Origin of the sequence: Inediibacterium massiliense (assembly GCF_001282725.1) — a bacterium.
Classification (GTDB): Bacteria; Bacillota; Clostridia; order Peptostreptococcales; family Thermotaleaceae; genus Anaerophilus; species Anaerophilus massiliensis.
Genome location: NZ_LN876587.1, coordinates 204,967 through 226,097, shown reverse-complemented (window position 1 = coordinate 226,097; position 21,131 = coordinate 204,967). Strand labels below are relative to the sequence as shown.

The 21,131-nt window shown below is 32.0% G+C and carries 20 protein-coding genes and 3 riboswitches; of the genes, 7 read left to right on the top strand and 13 right to left on the bottom strand.

Translation table 11 applies throughout. The features are described 5' to 3' along the window. Positions 1 to 3: 3 nt before the first annotated feature. The 4 genes from nikB to BN2409_RS09610 are packed head-to-tail and all read left to right on the top strand — an operon-like array spanning position 4 to position 3,818. Positions 4 to 933, top strand: coding sequence for a nickel ABC transporter permease (nikB, locus tag BN2409_RS09625; RefSeq protein WP_053956423.1), 930 nt, complete (start codon positions 4 to 6; stop codon positions 931 to 933). A gap of 12 nt (positions 934 to 945) precedes the next feature. Then, on the top strand, positions 946 to 1,842 hold the full coding sequence (locus BN2409_RS09620) for an ABC transporter permease (RefSeq protein ID WP_053956422.1): 897 nt from the start codon (positions 946 to 948) through the stop codon (positions 1,840 to 1,842). Between the two features lie 16 nt (positions 1,843 to 1,858). After that, the gene (locus BN2409_RS09615) at positions 1,859 to 2,893 is read left to right on the top strand and encodes an ABC transporter ATP-binding protein (protein ID WP_053956421.1); all 1,035 of its coding nucleotides are present in this window, start codon (positions 1,859 to 1,861) and stop codon (positions 2,891 to 2,893) included. Continuing rightward, entirely contained in the window at positions 2,859 to 3,818 is a 960-nt protein-coding gene (locus BN2409_RS09610) for an ABC transporter ATP-binding protein (protein ID WP_199872995.1), read from the top strand. Before BN2409_RS09615 ends, BN2409_RS09610 begins: the two co-directional genes overlap by 35 nt. 6 nt (positions 3,819 to 3,824) lie before the next feature. Here the strand turns inward: BN2409_RS09610 and BN2409_RS09605 are convergent, their stop codons facing one another. The 4 genes from BN2409_RS09605 to BN2409_RS09590 all read right to left on the bottom strand — a co-directional run bounded on the left by BN2409_RS09605 (position 3,825) and on the right by BN2409_RS09590 (position 7,925). Further along, positions 3,825 to 4,694, bottom strand: coding sequence for an EamA family transporter (locus BN2409_RS09605; protein WP_053956420.1), 870 nt, complete (start codon positions 4,692 to 4,694; stop codon positions 3,825 to 3,827). A 390-nt stretch (positions 4,695 to 5,084) separates the two neighbouring features. Continuing rightward, positions 5,085 to 5,849, bottom strand: coding sequence for an ABC transporter ATP-binding protein (locus BN2409_RS09600; protein ID WP_053956419.1), 765 nt, complete (start codon positions 5,847 to 5,849; stop codon positions 5,085 to 5,087). 5 nt (positions 5,850 to 5,854) lie between these two features. Then, entirely contained in the window at positions 5,855 to 6,901 is a 1,047-nt protein-coding gene (locus tag BN2409_RS09595) for a FecCD family ABC transporter permease (RefSeq protein ID WP_199872994.1), read from the bottom strand. A 16-nt stretch (positions 6,902 to 6,917) separates the two neighbouring features. Beyond that, positions 6,918 to 7,925: an ABC transporter substrate-binding protein gene (locus BN2409_RS09590; RefSeq protein ID WP_053956418.1), complete on the bottom strand. Its 1,008-nt coding sequence runs from the start codon at positions 7,923 to 7,925 to the stop codon at positions 6,918 to 6,920. A gap of 162 nt (positions 7,926 to 8,087) precedes the next feature. Next, a riboswitch (cobalamin riboswitch) is annotated at positions 8,088 to 8,269 on the bottom strand. A gap of 205 nt (positions 8,270 to 8,474) precedes the next feature. Here BN2409_RS09590 and BN2409_RS09585 point away from each other — a divergent pair. Further along, entirely contained in the window at positions 8,475 to 9,149 is a 675-nt protein-coding gene (locus BN2409_RS09585; RefSeq protein WP_053956417.1) for a CPBP family intramembrane glutamic endopeptidase, read from the top strand. A gap of 78 nt (positions 9,150 to 9,227) precedes the next feature. Here the strand turns inward: BN2409_RS09585 and BN2409_RS09580 are convergent, their stop codons facing one another. From BN2409_RS09580 to BN2409_RS09550, 7 genes are all read right to left on the bottom strand, one after another. Then, positions 9,228 to 10,973, bottom strand: a complete 1,746-nt coding sequence (locus BN2409_RS09580; protein ID WP_053956416.1) for an ABC transporter ATP-binding protein — start codon at positions 10,971 to 10,973, stop codon at positions 9,228 to 9,230. Then, positions 10,966 to 12,732 carry an ABC transporter ATP-binding protein gene (locus BN2409_RS09575; RefSeq protein WP_053956415.1) on the bottom strand — a complete coding sequence of 589 codons (1,767 nt, stop codon included), beginning with the start codon at positions 12,730 to 12,732 and terminating at the stop codon, positions 10,966 to 10,968. Before BN2409_RS09575 ends, BN2409_RS09580 begins: the two co-directional genes overlap by 8 nt. Before the next feature lie 66 nt (positions 12,733 to 12,798). After that, positions 12,799 to 13,806 (bottom strand): helix-turn-helix domain-containing protein, encoded by a 1,008-nt coding sequence (locus BN2409_RS09570; protein ID WP_053956414.1) that lies wholly within the window; start codon positions 13,804 to 13,806, stop codon positions 12,799 to 12,801. A gap of 146 nt (positions 13,807 to 13,952) precedes the next feature. Continuing rightward, entirely contained in the window at positions 13,953 to 14,591 is a 639-nt protein-coding gene (thiE, locus tag BN2409_RS09565; RefSeq protein ID WP_053956413.1) for a thiamine phosphate synthase, read from the bottom strand. Continuing rightward, positions 14,575 to 15,399 (bottom strand): hydroxyethylthiazole kinase, encoded by an 825-nt coding sequence (gene thiM / locus BN2409_RS09560; RefSeq protein ID WP_053956412.1) that lies wholly within the window; start codon positions 15,397 to 15,399, stop codon positions 14,575 to 14,577. Before thiM ends, thiE begins: the two co-directional genes overlap by 17 nt. 51 nt (positions 15,400 to 15,450) lie before the next feature. Next, on the bottom strand, positions 15,451 to 16,254 hold the full coding sequence (gene thiD, locus BN2409_RS09555; protein WP_053956411.1) for a bifunctional hydroxymethylpyrimidine kinase/phosphomethylpyrimidine kinase: 804 nt from the start codon (positions 16,252 to 16,254) through the stop codon (positions 15,451 to 15,453). Between the two features lie 144 nt (positions 16,255 to 16,398). Further along, positions 16,399 to 16,498: riboswitch (TPP riboswitch) on the bottom strand. A 69-nt stretch (positions 16,499 to 16,567) separates the two neighbouring features. Further along, a riboswitch (TPP riboswitch) is annotated at positions 16,568 to 16,667 on the bottom strand. A 190-nt stretch (positions 16,668 to 16,857) separates the two neighbouring features. Then, on the bottom strand, positions 16,858 to 17,475 hold the full coding sequence (locus BN2409_RS09550) for a superoxide dismutase (protein WP_053956410.1): 618 nt from the start codon (positions 17,473 to 17,475) through the stop codon (positions 16,858 to 16,860). Between the two features lie 231 nt (positions 17,476 to 17,706). On the opposite strand from BN2409_RS09550, the gene BN2409_RS09545 reads away from it, so the two are divergent. After that, on the top strand, positions 17,707 to 18,168 hold the full coding sequence (locus tag BN2409_RS09545) for a redoxin domain-containing protein (RefSeq protein WP_053956409.1): 462 nt from the start codon (positions 17,707 to 17,709) through the stop codon (positions 18,166 to 18,168). A gap of 104 nt (positions 18,169 to 18,272) precedes the next feature. Here the strand turns inward: BN2409_RS09545 and BN2409_RS09540 are convergent, their stop codons facing one another. Continuing rightward, positions 18,273 to 19,808: a protein adenylyltransferase SelO gene (locus BN2409_RS09540; protein ID WP_330375427.1), complete on the bottom strand. Its 1,536-nt coding sequence runs from the start codon at positions 19,806 to 19,808 to the stop codon at positions 18,273 to 18,275. A 233-nt stretch (positions 19,809 to 20,041) separates the two neighbouring features. Between BN2409_RS09540 and BN2409_RS09535 the strand changes: the two genes are divergently transcribed. Next, on the top strand, positions 20,042 to 20,398 hold the full coding sequence (locus BN2409_RS09535) for an ArsR/SmtB family transcription factor (protein WP_053956408.1): 357 nt from the start codon (positions 20,042 to 20,044) through the stop codon (positions 20,396 to 20,398). Between the two features lie 92 nt (positions 20,399 to 20,490). On the opposite strand, the gene BN2409_RS09530 is transcribed toward BN2409_RS09535, so the two are convergent. Further along, complete coding sequence (locus tag BN2409_RS09530) at positions 20,491 to 21,072, bottom strand: helix-turn-helix domain-containing protein (RefSeq protein WP_053956407.1); 582 nt, start codon at positions 21,070 to 21,072, stop codon at positions 20,491 to 20,493. Positions 21,073 to 21,131: the final 59 nt, after the last annotated feature.

Genomic DNA, 21,131 nt, shown 5'->3' with positions numbered 1-21,131 from the left:
ATTATGCATAGATATATATTGAAAAGATTGCTTATGTTAATACCTGTAATTTTAGGTGTTACTTTTATCATCTTTACAATGATGTATTTTACCCCTGGAGATCCCGCTAAAATAATGCTTGGAGAATCCGCTCCTCATACTGAGGTACTCAAACTTAGGGAAGAATTAGGTCTTAACGATCCTTTCTTTGTTCAGTTTGGAAGATATGTAAAAAATGCAGTGATTCATCAAGATATAGGTAGATCTTATACAACCAAAAGACCTGTTTTAGAAATGATTATGACTAGATTTCCAGCTACATTAAAGTTAGCCGCATTAGGTGTTTTAGTAGCTGTTTTAATCGGCATTCCCACTGGAATTATATCTGCCACCAAACAATATTCATTGTTTGATAATATTGCAATGGTTATCGCCTTACTTGGTGTATCCATGCCCAACTTTTGGCAAGGACTGATGGGTATACTTGTATTCTCTGTCTATCTAGGTTGGCTTCCTTCATCCGGATTTCATACTCCTGCCCATTGGATATTGCCTGCTCTTACTATAGGTACAAGTACAGCTGCAATTATAACTAGAATGACTCGCTCCAGTATGCTTGAAGTAATAAGACAAGATTATATACGAACTGCAAGAGCAAAAGGACAAGTAGAATCTAAAGTTATTATCAGACATGCCTTAAAAAATGCATTAATTCCAATTATAACCGTCGTAGGTCTTCAGTTTGGATATTTACTAGGTGGAGCTGTTCTTACTGAATCTATTTTTGCAGTTCCTGGTGTAGGAAGATTGATGGTTGATTGTATAAAAGCTAGAGATTTTCCAGTCGTTCAAGGAGGAGTTTTGTTTATTGCTGTTACATTTAGTTTTGTAAATCTTATAGTGGATATCTTATATGCTTTTGTAGATCCAAGAATAAGATCTCAATATAAATAAGGAGGGTCCTCTATGACAGTAAAAATATCCAATGAAAAGAATTCTAAAATGATACAATCTACTAAAAAAAGAAGTCAATATCTTGAAGTCTGGAGAAGATTAAAGCAAAATAGATTTGCTATGATAGGACTATTTATTATTATCATGCTTATACTTAGTGCTATTTTTGCATCTTTTATTGCTCCCTATGGTATAGATGATCAAGATCTCCTAAATACCCTTCAAACTCCTAGTAAAAATCATTGGATGGGAACAGATAATTTTGGAAGAGATATATTTAGCAGGATCATATATGGTTCAAGAATTTCCCTTCAAGTTGGTTTTATTAGCGTAGGTATTGCCATGATCATAGGGGGTGCTTTAGGTGCTATCGCTGGCTATTATGGTAGAAAACTTGATAATATCATCATGAGAATAATGGATATATTACTTGCTATTCCTTCTACATTGCTTGCAATCTCCATTGTTGCAGCTTTAGGACATGGCCTTAAAAATGTTATGATTGCAGTAGGGATCGCAAGTATCCCTTCTTATGCAAGGATTGTACGCGCCTCTGTTCTCACTTTAAAAGACCAAGAATTTGTCGAGGCTGCCAAAGCTGTTGGAGCAAACAATACTCGTATTATCCTAAAGCATATTATCCCCAATTCTATGGCACCTATTATCGTTCAAGCTACCTTAGGAGTTGCAAGCGCTATACTATCAGCAGCAGGTCTTAGCTTTATCGGCCTTGGAATTCAACTTCCTACTCCTGAATGGGGAGCAATGCTTTCTTCTGGAAGACAATTTATCAGAGATTATCCTCATATGACTGCTTTTCCAGGACTTGCAATTATGATCACCATTTTTGGACTAAATCTATTAGGTGATGGATTAAGAGATGCTCTTGATCCAAAACTTAAGAATTAATCGAGGAGGAAAAGAAATGAGTGAAGAAAAAAAATTGCTTCAAATCAAACACTTAAATATACATTATATAACTCACGAAGGAACTGTTAAAGCAGTAAATGAGATGAGTCTTGAAGTAAAAAAAGGTGAAACTTTAGGATTGGTAGGAGAAACTGGAGCGGGTAAAACCACTACAGCACTTGGAATTATGCAGCTTATCCCAACTCCTCCCGGTAAAATTATAAGTGGAGAAATCATTTATAATGATGAAAATTTATTAAAAAAATCTCCATCAGAATTGAGAAAAATTAGAGGAAATAAAATTTCCATGATATTTCAAGATCCTATGACTTCTCTCAATCCAGTCCTTACTGTTGGAGAACAAATTGCTGAAGTCATCAAACTTCATCAAAATATAGAAAGTACTCAAGCTAGGATAAAAGCAGAAAAAATGCTTGAAACAGTAGGTATTCCAAAAACTAGATCTAAAGACTATCCCCACCAGTTTAGCGGAGGTATGAAGCAAAGAGTTGTCATCGCTATTGCCCTTGCATGTAATCCAGAGCTTCTTATAGCTGATGAACCTACTACTGCACTAGACGTTACGATTCAAGCACAAGTAATCAATCTTATGAATAAACTTAAAAAAGAACTAAATACCTCTATGATTATGATTACCCATGATTTAGGTATCGTAGCAGAAGTCTGTGATAAAGTAGCTATCATGTATGCCGGTCATGTTGTTGAATATACAAATACCAAAAATCTTTTTACAACCCCAAAACATCCTTACACCATAGGACTTTTCTATTCTATACCTAATATAGAAGCTGATGAAGATCGCTTGCAGCCAATAAAAGGTTTAATGCCAGATCCTACAAACCTTCCTCTAGGATGTCCTTTTTATCCAAGATGTCCAAAAGCTATGTCTATATGTTCTCAAAAAAAACCAAAGAAAACAGAAATCAGTGAGGGTCACTTTGTAAATTGTTTCTTGTATGAAAAGATAGATCATAAAGATGAGGTAGGTGATAAAGATGTCACAAAAACTGATAGAAGTAAAAAATCTTAAAAAATATTTCAATACCAATAAAGGGTTACTCCATGCAGTTGATAATGTAAATTTTTATATCCATAAAGGGGAAACTCTAGGTCTTGTTGGGGAATCTGGTTGTGGAAAATCTACAACTGGAAGAGTTTTACTTCGATTAATTGAAGCCACTTCTGGAGAAGTATTCTTTGAAGGCAAAGATATACTAAAACTAAATTCTTCTGAGATAAGAGAGCTTCGAAAAGAAATGCAAATTGTTTTTCAAGATCCTTTTGCATCTTTAAATCCTAGGCTTAGTTTGTCAGAGATTATAGCAGAACCTCTTATTGTACACAAAATTTATAAAAACAAGATAGATATGAATAAAAAAGTAAAAAATCTTATGGATACAGTAGGACTTGCTCAAAGATTAATCAATACATATCCTCATGAATTAGATGGAGGTAGAAGACAAAGAATAGGAATCGCTAGAGCTCTTGCTCTCAATCCAAAATTTATTGTTCAAGATGAACCTGTATCCGCTCTAGATGTTTCCATACAAGCTCAAATCTTAAATTTAATGGCAGATTTACAACAAGAATTCAATCTTACTTATCTTTTTATATCTCATGATTTAAGTGTTGTAAAACATGTTAGCAATAGAATAGCTGTTATGTATCTTGGTCAAATCGTAGAATTATCTGATTATAAGTCTATGTTTACTCATCCTCTGCACCCTTACACCCAAGCATTATTATCTGCAATTCCTATACCTTCATTAGATGTAAAAAGAGAAAAAATTATCCTCCAAGGAGATGTTCCAAGCCCTATCAACCCACCTGATGGTTGTAGATTCTATGGTCGATGTATACATAAAAAAGATATATGTCTTTCTAAAACTCCTGAGCTTAAAGAACTTTCTCCTGAAAGATTTGTAGCTTGTCACTTCGCACAAAATTTAAAATAAAACCCATCATTTATTCCACAACAATAACCAAGCTCCTACCAGTATTAAAATGGAGCCTGGTATCTTTTCTTTAATATTTTCTTTAAAAAATATATAAGAAAGAACCATAGTAATAATCATAGATACTTGCGTAAAAGGTTCTGCAATACTAAGTTCTATATGATTTAGAGCGATCAATAAAAACAGATAAGCAAAACCATTAATGGCCCCACTAATAATAGATATTCCTTTTTTAGCATGAAATACTTTATAAATATAATTTTGCTTCTTTTTTATGAATAGAAAAATCCATATATTCAGTGCAATAAAAAAATACAAAACTGTAGAATAAATAATTGGTGAAGAAGATACATAAAAATATTTATCTATTATTCTTCCTAAAGATTGCAATATTACAAATAAGAGCATCCATCTACATGGCTTATTGTGAAGAATAAATAAAATAGATTTAAGTGGTGATCCTATTCTTTTTAATATGGATAATCCCAAAATCATAATAATTACTCCAAGCACTTTCTGGATGGTAATCATTTCTCCTAAAAATAAAAAAGATAATATCATCAGGAACAATGAATTTAAGCTATGAATAGGTGTCACAAGAGAAACTTCCCCTGTAGCTAAGGCAGTTACATACGCTACAAATCCTACTGAATATATCAAACTACTTATATAACAAGGCAGTAAAAATTTAAGTCCTTCTACTTTTACAAATAAATTAAATGGCAGTAAAAATAAACCTCCTATAAAGAAAAACAAAAAACTTGCAGCAATATTGCTATAATTGTCTTCATCATTGTTTCCTAATAATCTTACTACAATTCTTTCAACAGCCATCAAAAGCATTCTCATCATTAATGCAATATAAGATAGACCCATTTGTCCCCTCCTCATCTAACCCATTCACTTCTATTACTTTTTTAACTTAAAAACTTTTGATCGACTGATTATATCTATTTTTCATATTATTGTCAAATTTTTCTTAAAACAAATACTTTAACCACAAAGACTACTCCTTTCTTCTTTTAGGAGTAGTTCTTATAATTGATATTTTATTATTGATACTCTTTAACCGTCCCACACTTTAATGACTTCCACGAATTACTTCAAATCCTTCATTTTTTAAGATTCTTTCATGTTTTTCATATTGTTTACATTCCACTATATCATCGCAAAAAAATAAGCACCTATTTTAGGTACTTATCTCATAATTTCATTTCACAAACATGATCCAGTAGTATTCTATTATTTTGAAATACTTCATCAATTTTAAGATAATACATAACTTATTTTAATTTTTTTAGTATTTGGGTGTGTCTCTATCTCAACATCAACTCCATATAATTCTTTAATCAACTCTGCATTTAAAACTTCATTTGGAGTTCCACTTTTTACGATTCTTCCATCCTTTATTGCATATATCCTATCACAATATTCAGCTGCCATATTCAGATCATGCAAAGATATTACAATTGTCTTTTGTAATTTTTTAAGGAATTTAAGTATTTTGATCTGATAACCTATATCCAGATGATTCGTAGGTTCATCGAGTATCAAAAATTCTGTTTTCTGCGCCATTGCACGCGCTATTAATATTCTTTGTTTTTCTCCTCCTGAAAGCTTTGAAAAACTTTTGTCCTCTATATTCTCCATTCCTACTTTTTTTAATGCATCTTTTGCAATTTCTATATCTTCATGATTGCTTCCCTCAAACAACTTTTTGGTAGGATATCTCCCCATTAAAACTATATCTCTCACACTAAAATCAAATGCTATATTATTCTCTTGTGCTACAACCGCCATTTGTTGAGCTACTTCTCTATTTGAAAGCTTAAGTAGATTATGATGATTTAAATAAATAGTTCCTCTTTTAGGCTTTAGTACTTTATATATATTTTTCAAAAGAGTAGATTTTCCACTCCCATTAGGACCTATTATGCCTACAAATTCTCCTTTCTTGACATAAACACTAATTGTATCGCATATCTTTTTATCCTCTATCTCATAGTCAAGATTCTCAATTTTTAGGTACATATGATTCACTCTCCAAATGAATATTTATTACGTTGAAGTAACCATATAAAAAATGGCCCTCCTGTAAGTGCAGTAACTATTCCTATAGGTAATTCTTGTGGTGCTACAACCATTCTAGCTACAACATCTGCCCAGATTAACAACAAAGCTCCTAAGAGCGCAGAAACTGGAAGTACTTTTCTATGATCTGATCCTACAAAACTTCTTGCAATATGAGGTACTATTAATCCTACAAAACCTATTGAACCACTTATAGAAACTAATGTTCCTGTGAGTAATGCACAAACTAAAACTATTATTGTTCTTATCAGTTTTATATTTATTCCTAATACTATTGCTGTCTGCTCACCAATTAACATCACATTTAATGCATTACTTAAAGAAAATGTAATTAAAATAGATATCATAAGTACTACCATAGGAATAGGAATATATTCCCATTTAGACCCTGCCAGTCCACCCATCATCCAAAATACCGCATTTCTGATTCCGCTTTCATTATTAGAACTATAGATCAAATAATTTGTAAATGCAGAAAAAATTGAAGATACTGCTAGTCCTGTAAGAATAAGTCTAATAGGTAATATTCCTTGCTTGGTTCTTGATAACCAATAAACCAGAACTATTGATATTAAAGATCCTGTAAAAGCACCTATTGGCATAGCAAAGACCCCAAAATTTTTAAGTATTCCCATAAGCGATACCAAAACTGCTCCTGTGGATGCCCCTGATGATACGCCTAATATATACGGATCTGATAGAGGGTTTTTAGTAAAAGCCTGTATGCTCATTCCTCCTATAGCTAGTCCACTTCCAACAATAGCACCTAGTATTACTCTAGGAAGTCTTAAATACCATACTATGCGTTCAACATTGCTATTCATTTGTTGTATATCTATATTTCCCACTAGTCTATAAAATATTATTCTCCAAACATCAATAAAATCAATTTGTACAGGGCCAATTCCAATAGAAAATATCATTGACAAAATCATAGCCACAAACAATCCTGCAATAACCAGATATGTCTTTTCTCTGAAAATGCTTGTCAATTATTTCACCTACCATCTAAAATAAATCCGGATAAAATTCCCTTGCCAAATTTTCTACTGCATCTGCATTTCTAATTCCAGTAAATACACTTGGTAATTGTACCACTACAAAATTGTCATTTTTTATTGCATCTATACCACTTAGTGCTGCATTACTCTTCAAAAATTTTATTTTTTCTTCAGCAGATACCTCTTCATAATCATTTATAATAATACATTGAGGATTTCGTTGTACAACAGCTTCCCAATTAACCTTTTCCCATGTCTTGTTTAAATCAGAAAATATATTTTGTCCACCAGCAAGTTCAATAATATTGCTTTCAAGACTTTTACCCGCTGTATACGCTTGATCGCTTCCACTGTCATATACAAAAACTCTAAGCTTTTCATCTACTTTTGAGGTTTGTTCTTGTACTTTTTTCACTTTAGTTTTCATCTGATTTACTATTTTATCTGCTCTATCCTCTACATTGAAAATCTTTCCCAAGTTATAAAAATCTTCATATGTATCTTCTATTGTAGCTCCTTCTGTATAAGTAGCCTTTGAAACATATGCAATTATTCCATTATCTAACATATCTTGAACAGTTCCCGCACCTTTTTCTTCAAAAGCAGAACTTCTTCCGTATACAAAATCAGGGTTTGCTCCGAGCAAAGCTTCCATTGAAGGATATTTTTCTGCTAGAACTGGTATTTTGTCAAATTTCTTCTGATATTTTGGAAGTATTTCTCCACTCTTAAAAGATGTTCCAATGATCTTATCTTCTAATCCTAATGCAAATAAATTTTCTGTAGTATGAGTATTGAAACTTACTACTTTTTGTGGAACTTTTGTATACTGTACAACTGTATGATAAGTTTCAAGCTCAAAAGGAGTAAATTTGTCATCTTTACTTTCTACAGCTTTCTGCTCATTATTAAATGTTGTTTGATTGTTACTAGAACATGCTGATAGTGACATTCCTAAGATTAATCCTATAACACTTGTTGCTATTACTTTTTTCCAATTTAAATATTTTTTCATATATGCCTCCTAAACTAACTTTTTCAAATAAATAATTGTTAAACAATGTACTCATATTCCTAAGATTCTCCTCTTGCAATAAAAAAACTCCTTAACTACAAGTCGTTAAAGAGTTACATGTATCTCATAAGCTACAATCGACACCCCCTATTACTCGTAGAGTTACAGTGCAAAAAATAGGCAGGTATTCTGGCTTAAGGATCATTATTTTCTTCAGCCTTCCCATTATGAAACAGTGGCATCCTAGAAGAAAACTCCTCTTTTACAGCGGCGGTACCGCGTGGGATTTACACCCAACTTCCCTTTTCATGAAATATCATTCAACCTATTTTTATCTACATATTTTGTCAAATTATTTTAACACAAACATATTTTGATATCAAGCTATACGTATAAATGATTCAATCACTACAGACTTTAACATGTCATCATAAAGAAAATAGGCACCTATTTCAGGTACTTATCTCTTAATTTCATTTCAAAAATATGATCAAAATGATACAATATAAAATAAATTTATTAATTTCCAGTTTAAAGGTGGGAAAATGGATGATCAATAAAAAAAATCATTTATACATTATGATTCTTATTTTACTAAGTTGTTTCATCATGGCATGGATCGATGGTGTACTTTCCCCTAACTATGCTATCAAATCTATTATCAAACTATTTTTATTTTTAATGATCCCTTTTGGTTATTACTACTATCATCAGATTACTTTGTATAATCTGTTTCGCTTTCGTAAACAAAATATTCTTTTTTCTTTACTTTTGGGTATTGGAGTATATTTTTTTATTATTGGTGCGTACTTTACCATAGGGAAGTATTTTGATTTTTCTAATGTAACCACTACTTTAGAAGACAAAATTGGTGTAACTAAAAATAATTTTGTCTTTGTATCTCTTTATATTTCTTTCATCAATTCATTTTTAGAAGAATTTTTCTTTCGTGGCTTTGCTTTTTTAACCTTAAAACAATTCACTACTAAAAAAATTTCTTATATGTTTAGTGCATCTGCTTTTTCTTTATATCATATAGCCATTATGTCAAAATGGTTTACCCCTCTACTATTTGTTTTATTAATTATAAGCTTATTTATTGCAGGACTTTTATTTAATTGGCTCAATGAAAAAAGTAATACTATTTATACTTCTTGGTTTGTTCATATGTGTGCCAATTTTTCCATCAATACCATTGGTTTTATCTTATTTGGAATACTTTAAAATAAAAAATAAAGGACGGTGAATATTGTAGATTCATTTCTACTAATATTGCTTAACCGTCCCTTTTTGGCTCCTTTTTTACAAGTTCCAACCTATTGCTTTTCTCCTGATTTGAATAAATTCATGATAAATTCCATTTTGTTCCATTAACTCTTCATGTTTTCCTTCCTCTACAATTCGTCCACTACTTAATACAAATATACGATCTGCATTTCTAACAGTAGAAAGTCTATGGGCAATCATAATTACAGTCTTTTGTTTTGTCAGCTCTTCTATAGCGCGCTGTAGCTGTTGTTCATTTTCTGGGTCTACACTTGATGTGGCTTCATCCAAAATAATGATGGGAGCATCCTTTAAAATTGCCCTTGCTATGGATATTCTTTGTTTTTCTCCACCAGACAAACTTCCCCCACCTTCACCTATAACCGTATCATATCCATTTGGTAAATTCATAATAAATTCATGACATCTTGCCTTTTTTGCTGCTGCTATCACTTCTTCCATTGTAGCTTCTGGACGTCCAAACTTAATATTATTTACAATACTATCTTGAAATAAATATACATTTTGAAATACCATGCTAATATTTTTGAGTAAACTTTCTCCCGTATATTCTTTTACATTATGCCCTCCTAACAAAACTTCTCCCTCGTCTACATCCCAAAATCTTGCAATTAAATTGCATAGTGTACTCTTCCCTCCCCCAGATGGGCCTACAATAGCCACTGTTGTATTTTGTGGAATCGTAAGACTTATATGATCAATTATTTTTCTTGTGTCGTAAGAAAAAGATACATTTTTGAATTCTATATTATAATTATTGGGTTGAATTTCTGTTCCATTTTCATCCATAAGAGGTGTATGTTCAACTTCTTCAATTTTATTTATGCTACTATCGATCAACTGTAATATAGAAGTATTGATTCCTATTGTCTCAATATATGAATAGGTAACAAAACTTGAAATAATCACTCCCAAAGTGTGAATAAGTAACAATTCTTCTCCTCTAAACAGATAACCAGCTAATAAAATCATCCCACATGAAGCAATTTTAAATATATAGCTATAGATTGCTCCTAATTTTGTAAAAATACTTTCAAGTCTTATATTACGATTACGACTTTCTTCAATAGCCTCATCTACAGCACGGTTTGACTTTTCTCCCAATCCATAGGATTTGATTACAGCTATCCCTTGTATATATTCTAATATGGCAGTTACCAGACCTCTTTGAGCTTGTTGTCTTTTGGGTGAAATAGCCATACTCTTTTTTTGCAATATAGAGTTTACAAATAACCCTAATACAATAGCTGAAATGGAAAGAGCTCCTATTTTCCAGTTAAAAAATGTAATCATCATCGTAATCACTACAGCATGAACAATCCCTACAATCACATTTGTCATGGCATCTCCTGTCATTACTTCTATATCTCCAATAGTTGTTGTAACGGTCGATGCAATTTCTCCCAAACGATTTTTATTAAAATACCCCATAGGCATTCTTTTTAACCTATCGCCAATTTCTATTCTTTTGTCCGAACACATATAAAAACAACCCATACTGATTTTGCTATTTCCAACATATCCAAATACAATTCTACCTATTACACTTATAAGCATCATGAAAAATGCAACCCCTATTGTTTTCATTGTAATATTTGTTCCCTGCTCTTTTGCCATAATAATACAATTTAAACTGTATAAAATGACAAGAATCGGTATCGCTTCACAAATAGAATAAATGACCTGGATTATGATAGACTGAATCAATTTGTTTTTATATTTTCCTGCAAAGTTCAATAATCTCTTCACTGTCTTAAGCATAACATTTCCTCCTTTCTATAGAATCTGTATCTTTAGCATCAATATGAGCTTGCCACATATCTTTATATAAAGGACATTTCAAAAGTAATTCTTTTTGTTTTCCCTGTGCTACTACGCTACCTTGATTCATTACAACAATATGATCTGCTGAAGAAATAGTAGACAACCTATGAGCAATAACAATTAAAGTCTTTCCTTTTACTAGTTTTGATATAGACTCTTGAATAATTGCCTCATTTTCTGGATCTGTATAAGCCGTTGCTTCGTCTAAAATAATGATTGGACTATTTTTCAAAATGGCTCTTGCGATGGAGATACGTTGTCTTTCCCCTCCTGAGAAATGATTTCCTCCCTCTCCTGCTAAAGTATCATATCCATTTTCTAGTGACATAATAAATTCATGACAACTAGCTTTCTTTGCTGCCTCTATTATTTCTTCATCTGTTGCATTTTTTTTACCAATTCGTATATTTTCTTTTATAGATAAATTAAATAAAAAATTATCTTGAGATACATAAGAAATCACATCACTAATCTGACTTAATGAAATATTTTTTACATCTATGCCTCCAATTGTAATTTTTCCATCTTTGCAATCCCAAAAGCTTGCCATAAGTTTAGCCACAGTTGATTTTCCAGAGCCAGATGGTCCAACGATAGCAGTCATTCCATGAGGTATAGTTTCAAAGGATACTTTATGAAGAATTTCTGTATCATTATATCCAAAAGTAACACCTTTAAATTTGATCTTATAATCTATTAATTTTTTGTATTCTATTGGACGATTCATTTCCTCTGCATCAAGTATTTCACATACTTCATGAATTACCGTTCCCATAGATGCTATATTATCTGTATATTTCATAGCATGAATCAAAGGCCCACCCAATCCAAAGGATAAGATAATACAAGTAATGAATGTAGCTAAACTCAAAGTTTGATTCATATAGAAATATAGTCCTGCTGGAAGAACGAAAAGAAGTGTAGATGGCATAATATTCATAACAGCTGTATATTCTAATAAGGTTTTTATGAAAAATTTTGTTATAGCATCACAGCTATGCTTTACAGAATCTGAATATTTTTTATAAGAAGCAGCTGACTGATTAAATGCTTTAATAGCTTCTATTCCATTTACATACTCTATCACTTGAGCATTCATATCATTTCCAGTCTCTACATTTTTAGGATAATAATATGCATATTTTTTCATCAAAGGTATGTAAAAAATAATACTCATAGGAATGGTAATCAATGCAATCAATGCAATTCTAAAATCAAGATAAAACAAATAAACTAAAATACATATTGGTACCAAAAGATTAGACGTCATTTCAGGAATGAGATGCGCAAGAGGTGGCTCTAATTTTTCAACCGTATCTACTATAATCGTTTTCATTTCACCAGATGGTCTATTAAGCACATATCCTAAAGGAACCTTCGATAATTTTTTAGTTATAGAAGTTCGAATATTTTGAATAATACTATATGCTGACTCATGAGATAAAGAAGTAGATATTAAATTGCATAAGACTTTTATGGTATATCCAATCAAAGCTATAAAAACTGCAAATGTCATACCTTGCACCGTATAATGATCTTCAACAAGATCTACTGTTATGTGGGCTATAGAAAAATAAGGTACCATACCACCTGCAATACCTATGATTGCAAATATTACAGAAGCAATCATTTTGCCCTTGCATTGTGATGCAAAGGATAATAATCGTATTAATGGGTTTTCCTTTTTTTCATTCATTTTAAATCCTCCTTTTTAAATGGAACTTATAATCATTCTCAATCACCCTACAAAACAGTATTATAGTCATTTAAGTTTTTCTTTTCCACTCTGGTTTAACAGATTTGCTCCATTTAGGTGATAAGTTTTTCTATATTTTAAAGGTGTGATATTCATCACCGCTTTAAAAGCTGCTGAAAATTTACTAGAATTTTCGTAGCCTACTTTTAAAGCTATAACTGTCACACTATCATGACTATGACGAAGCATCTTAGCCGCCACTTTCATTCGATATGAACGCATATATGCATAGATAGAGGTCCCATAAACTCCTTTAAAACATTGTTGCATAGCAGTCACTGAAATATTAAATCCTTCAGATAATTCTTCTAATGTAAAATGCTTTTCCATATTTTCTGTCATATATTTTTTCATTTCTTTAATAATATCCACTTGGTTTTTTTGAAAATATCTTCTTTTTTCGCATTGATCTTTTAAATCAAACGACATTAAAAAAAGAAACAACTCCATTATTTTAACCTTAAAATAGCCAAATTTTAATTCATTTGGCACAGAGTAAAGTTCATTAAAAATATGCTGTATAGAGTCCTTCGCACGCATAATAAAACATCTATTTTCAAAACAAAGTTTATCTCTAAGTTCATACAAATCAATAGTCAGTTCATTAAGTAAAGGAGATATAAATTGACTCGCTTCCTGAAGATGAATAACAATAGAAACTCCATGATAATGTGCCAAAGGAAAATGTGAAATTTTAGTTATATTACTGAGCATATTCACAGCTAAATCCCCTTCTTCTAAATAAATATAAGTACCATTTAAAAATTCACATTCAAATCTTCCTTCTCTACAATGATTAATTTCCATTGTATCCTCTTCCATACGCTTATTATGAATACATTGTTCCATATGGATGTCATTATAAATGAGTTTTATCCCCGGAAATACTTCATAACTTGTCATGGTCCCTTCTCCATTATGATTTCTCATCTTAAACACAATACTATCATCCATTTTTTCCTCTATCAGAACCTCTGATTCATATAAATCTTTTATCATTGGTGACTTATTCATATACAACACTCCTAAAAATATCTTTTCTCATATGGTATTATATAACATGCTCATATTCATTATAAATCAAAATAGTAGGCACTTGTATTAAATGCCTACCTTTTTGAAGCACAATTCTTTACACTAAAAATTATATGCTTTCTTTATTATCTATTGTTTTCTTTCGTAAATAGATCCTTTAATTCCTGGGTTACTGATTTTATATTAGACTGAGAAATAATAGCAGAGACTACTGCAACTCCATCAATACCTGTTCCTCTAAATGCAGTAATAGTAGTTTTATTGATTCCTCCAATCGCTACAATAGGTAAAGAAATGCTTTTTCGTATTCTCATAAGCTCTTCCATTGGGGTAAATTTTGCATCTGTCTTTGTCCCTGTTGTAAACATTGCTCCAATCCCAAGATAATCTGCCCCATTTTTTTGTGCTTCTATTGCTTCTTCAAGGGTAGAAGCAGATATACCCATAACTTTATCATTTCCAATCAATTTTCTTGCAATTTTTGCAGGTATATCACTTTGCCCAATATGTACTCCATCAGCGTCTACTGCCAATGCAATGTCAATTCGATCATTAATAATCAGTGGTATACCATAACAATCTGTAATTTTTTTGATCTTTACAGCAGTTTCGAAAAACTCTAGAGATGAACAATCTTTTTCGCGTAATTGTACCAGAGTACATCCCCCTAATATAGCTTGTTCTACGGCAGTTTCCAATTTTTGTGTACTCATTAAATTTCTATCTGTCACAAGATATAACGTATAATCAATATTTTGTTTCATCTATTTTCGCCCTTTCTACAAAACAATCCCTATTCATATTGGATAAAGCGTCAATGATTCCAATATGGAAACTACCTGTACCCACTGCTCCTGCTTTTTCATATGCAAGATCCCCTGAAATTCCCATTGATGCAATCCCTGCAACCGTAGCGGTATAATAATCTTTTGTTACACCACAAAAACTACCTACAATGGCAGAGGTCATACACCCTGTCCCTGTTACTTTAGTCATCAATTGATTGCCGTTTGCTATTTTAGCAACTCTAACACCGTCAGAAATAGTATCTACCTCTCCAGTAATCCCTACTACACAAGAGAGCTTGTCAGCTACCATTTTTGCAATATCTGTTGCATCATTTTTTTGATCCTCCTTAGCTGCATCCACACCTTTTGTAGAAACACTTAACCCTGCTACAAAAGATACCTCTGATAAATTTCCACGAAGTACATCAATTTTAACTTGTGAAAGAATTTCTCTTGTAGCTTTGTTTCTAAGTGAGGAAGCTCCAGCTCCAACAGGATCTACAACTACAGGTATCTGTAGTGTGTTTGCTTTTTTTCCTGCTGTAATCATAGATTCTATGGTTCTTTGATTTAATGTTCCGATATTTATAACCAGTGCTGAAGAAATAGATACTATTTCCTCTACCTCTGATAGATCATCTGCCATAATAGGCGATGCTCCCATTGCTAAAACAGCATTTGCACAATCATTTACTGTTACATAATTGGTAATATTATGTATAAGCGGAGTTTTTGTTCTTACATCATCTATCAAGTCCATACACTCTTTTGTTAAATAATTCATGATTATTTCATCCCTTTCTTTTATTTAAAATCAAATCCGAAAAACTACTATTTACTTTGTTTGTAAACCATTTTTATACAAATCATAAAAATGATGTGTAGGTCCATGACCTTTTCCTATAGCAAGAGAATGTTTGATTGCTGTTGTAATATATTTTTTTGCCTGCTGAACCGCTTGTGACATTGACATACCAAGAGCAAGATTAGAAGCAATGGCTGAAGAAAAAGTACACCCTGTCCCATGTGTGTTTTTTGTATCAATACGTTCTGTTTCAAAATGATAAAAATCTTTTCCATCATATAAAACATCTAGTGCATCTCCAATGGCATGACCACCTTTTACCAAAACATTCTTACAACCCATATCATAAATAAGCTTTGCCGCTGTTTCCATATCCTTTGTATTACTTATCTTAATATTTGATATTTTTTCAGCTTCTGGAATGTTTGGAGTCAGTAAATCTGCCATAGGAAGTACAACTTCTATCAATGTTTCTATAGCATTAGGATTCATTAAAGGGCAACCATTTTTTGCATACATCACAGGATCAATTACAACATTGCGTGGCTTGTACTCCTGAAGCTTTTCTACTACAGCCTTCATACAAAGAGGCGTAGACAACATACCAATTTTTATAGCATCTACCTCAATATCCTCAAATACCGCATCCATTTGCTTTTTTATCATATCAGGAGTAACATCCTGTATGTCAATTACACGGCTTGTATTCTCCGCTACCACTGAAACAATTACACTCATACCAAATACCCCATGGGCTGAAAAAGTCTTTAAATCTGCTTGTATTCCTGCCCCTCCACTACAATCTGATCCTGCAATCGTCAGTACCTTTTTCATAAAACTACCTCCTTTTTTAAACTCTTTTGAAATGCATAACAAAAATTATAAGATTATTTACAAATCTATAATTTCCTATGTATTATAAAAAAATAAGGTGCTTTTCCTTTACAGGAAAGCACCCTTTAATCCAATACAAAATAATCTTGTAAATGATTCGCTTCCCTACGTAAGTATTAACCAACAGGTTCAAAGGGTCAGGTTTTAACCTTCTCAACTACAACTAGTTCCCCCGCAAATAATAATATTTAATTTTATGGGTTAAAAAAATAGAGTACAATCCTCTGTGGAAAGCACTCTAATCATATACAAGTATCCTAAATGATTTGCTTCCCTACGTAAGTGTTAACTAACAGGTTCAAAGGGTTAGGTTTTAACCTTCTCAACTACAACTAGTTCCCCCGCAAACATATAAGAATTATATCAGATAAAATATAATTTGTAAATTTTCACAAATCAAATAAATGTGTAAATTTTTTAATACTTACATCTATTCTTTCCTAAAAATAAATACTTTCCTCTTTTTACACAGAGGAAAGTATTTACATATGTTCTTTACGATAAAGTTATTTTGATAATCTATCTGTTTGAATCATCTCATGCTTATTTTGCATAATCCTCATATATATTTTCAATTTTTGACCAGTCTATCAAATTCCATATATTTTTAACATAATCCGCTCTAACATTTTTATATTTCAAATAATAAGCATGCTCCCAAACATCTATAGTTAATAATGGCTTTTTCTTTATGCTCAATGGTGAATTTTGATTGCTAGTTGTAATGATTTCTAACTCTTTATTTTCATCTAGAACAAGCCATCCCCAACCTGAACCAAAATGAGCTATAGATACATTATTGATCTTTTCTTTCATTGCTTCAAAACTACCAAATTTATTATTTATAGCTTCTAAAAGCTTTCCTTCTGGTGCTTTTTTAGGTTTAGGTGATAAAATCGAAAAATAAAAATTATGATTTGCTACCCCTCCACCTTGATTGATTACACCTTGTCTTATCTTCTCAGGAATACTGTCGATATTTGATAATAAATCCTCTAGTGTTTTACCTGATGTAATTTCATCATAGCCTTTTAGTAAGGCATTTAAATTATTCACATATGTTTGTAGATGCTTTGCATAATGAGTTTCTACAGTTAATGCATCTATATATGGTTCTAGTTCATTATATCCATAATTTAATTGTACTTTATCAAATTTCATAATCCCACTCTCCATTCTAATCATTTTTCATTGAGATCTTAACTCTTTTATATCTATACCCACAATGATTATGTTTTAACATTATTATTTATTCTTTTTTTGACTTATAAAAATTTAAAATCTGTATGGGCTATATATCTTCATCTTGCAATACTCCTTTCTTCATAAAAATTTTTATTTAGGGTATTCTATATAAATAAAATCAGAATACAAAATGAAAGGAAGATTAGAATGAACCCAATTCAAATTGGTACAGATGCACCCGAATTTAGTGTGAAAGATAATAAAAAACAAAATATCATCTTATCTGCTTATAAAGGGAAAAAAGTACTTCTTTCCTGGCACCCTCTTGCTTGGACTCCTGTATGTACAGATCAAATGAGGGCATTGGAAACTAATTTTCAAAAGTTTCAGAATCTAAACACTATCCCCCTCGGATTTAGTGTAGATCCTCAACCTTGTAAAGAAGTATGGGCAACAGCTCTTTTGATTAAAAATGTAAGCCTCCCATCTGATTTTTGGCCCCATGGCAAAATAGCCCGTGACTATGGAATATTCAATGAAACTAAAGGCGTATCGGAACGTGCGAATATCATTATCGATGAAAATGGTAAAATAAAATGGGTCAAAGTTTATCCATCCGAACAGTTACCTGATATTAATGAAGTTTTTCAGATTTTATCCAACAGCTAATGAATCTCTTCAAATCATCCATATCTTTATAGAAAAAGGGCTCATAAAAATGCCCTTTTCCCTATAATAGTTATTTTGAATTTTGTTAGCTCATTACGCTTATATTAAGTACCACAAAAGGTTTTATAACAACGTGTAGATGGTGGAGGTAGTGTAGCGTATTCGGCCTGTTCTTTAGAATGTTCATATGGATTCGACAAAACATCAAGAAACTTCTCCATCACACTATAGTCTCCTTGTCTTACGGCAGCTTCTAATGCTTCTTCTACTCTATGGTTTCGAGGAATAATTGCTGGATTGGAGTTTCTCATTAATTGTTGAGAAGAGGTTTTGGATTCTTTTTGTCTACTCAATCTATCCTTCCATAGCTGATGCCACTGATCAAATTCCTTTGTATCAAATAATTTCATATCCTCTAACTTATCAAAAGTTAAGGCTAGAAAAGTATTTGTATAGTCTGCACTATACTTATGCATTATACTAAGGAGGCTTTCAATTAAAGATTCATCCTGGGATTCTTCATTAAATATTCCTAATTTTGCTCTCATTCCTGCAAGCCAATGATCATGATATAGCTTAGTAAAATCTGAAATGACATCTTGAGCTAATTGAACAGCTTTCTCCTGATTTACATGTAATAAAGGCAATAAAGTTTCAGCAAACCTAGCTAGATTCCACGCTGCAATAGGAGGTTGATTCTCATAAGCATAACGTCCATGAAGATCAATAGAGCTAAATACTGTCTCTGGATCATAAGTATCCATAAAGGCACAAGGTCCATAATCGATAGTTTCTCCACTAATAGCCATATTGTCCGTATTCATGACCCCGTGAATAAATCCAACCAACTGCCATTTTGCAATCAGCATAGCTTGACGCTTGATAACTTCCTGAAGTAAAAAAAGATAGGGATTTTCATCATTATTAATATTTGGAAAATGTCTTTTTAATGTATAATCAGCCAAAGCTTTAAGATCATCTATGGTTCCCCATTTTGAAGCATATTGAAAAGTGCCTATACGTATGTGACTCGCTGCTACTCGTGTTAAAATAGCACCAGGTTGTTCCGTGTCTCTGATTATAGACTCACCTGTTGTTACAACTGCTAAACTACGGGTAGTAGGAATACCAAGAGCATACATCGCTTCGCTAATAATGTATTCTCGTAGCATGGGCCCTAGTGATGCTTTTCCATCACCGCCGCGAGAATATGGAGTTTTTCCTGATCCTTTAAGCTGAATATCCATTCTCTTGCCTGATGGAGTCATTTGTTCCCCAAGCAATACAGCTCGGCCGTCCCCTAACATGGTAAAATGTCCAAATTGATGTCCTGCATAAGCTTGAGCAATGGGCAAAGCACCTTCTGGAATTTGGTTTCCAGCAAATACAGCTACTCCATTATCGCTTTTTAATGATTCAACATTTAACCCTAAAGATGTTGCCAAAGAATCATTGAAAATAATCAATTTCGGTGAACATACAGGACTTGGATTGAGAATGGTAAAAAATATGTTTGGCAATCGAGCATAACTATGATCTAAATTCCATCCTGCTTTCATAATTATTTTTTTTTCTATCATCATATCTCCTTTTTTTATTTTTTTATCTTGGTTTTTTCTTTTACAAAAAATAAATATCATAAATATTTTATGATATTTTTAGTATCTACTTTATATCATTTATTATACCCTTTCAAATTGTTTCTAAGAGGTTTATATGAAAATGTTTTTTCATAAAACGACCCCCTCGTTTTTGAATATTCATTAAATATCTATTCAATCATAACATCTTTTTTCCTGGTTACATTTGACAATTGAAATAATTCTCAATTATAATGAATAGGGTAGTAATTATTATATAAAGGAGGCTAAATATGCGGCATCAAACTACGGATTGTGAAATTATTCATGCAGATGTTTTTGATAAAGTAAAGAAAGAGATGCCACAAAAAGCTTTGGCAGATAAACTTTCCGCTTTCTTTAAAATTATGGGAGATGGCACTAGAGTTCGTATCCTTTGGGCACTAGATAAAAACGAAATGTGTGTATGTGATCTCGCCGTATTACTAAATATGACAAAATCTGCTATTTCTCATCAATTAAAACTTTTAAGGGATACCAAACTTGTTCGTTTTCGAAAAGAAGGTAAAAATGTTTTTTATTCATTAGATGATGAACATATTCAAGATATTTTTGAAAAAGCAGTAGAACATGTTACCGAAGAAAAATAATCTTTTCCAACCTACACAAGAATACGAAAAAGCAGACCCTATTATTGAATATAACATGTCTGCCTATTTTGTATTTCTTTTTTATTTCAATATCATTTCCTCATCCATAGTCCATGTTGACTGCAATAAGCATACAGCTTACCTCTATGCATTTTAGGAATACGTACTTCCGCATTTTGTTCTGGGTATAATTTCACAAGTAACACTCTATCATAACCAACATAAGCAATAAATGAAATATAATGAGTTTTACTCATTTCATGCTCAATAGTAATATAATAATCATCTTCTATTTCCGTAAAAGTTATATCATGATCTTTATCTTGTATCTTCGCAACTAAAGAATTTAACTTTCTACCACAACAAGAAACTTCAGCTTCACCTGTACTGTTTATTACATTTCCACAGCTTGGACATACATAAAATTTAATTTTTTTCATATTTCCTCCATTTGCATCGTTAGGATCTAAATCTCCCAATAAAATTTTTTCAATATTTACACCTAATATATTAGAAAGCTCACCCAGCAAAGACACATCTGGACAACCTAGCCCTCTCTCCCATTTTGATATAGTCTTATCACTAATGTTCATAGCAATCGCAATGTCTTTTTGTGTCATATTTTTTTCCTTGCGCAAGCTCAAAATTAACTTTCCAATCTTATTACAATCCATCCCACTCACCTCCATATATTAAGAGTAACTTCTAGCACACTATTTTTCAATAAACGCTC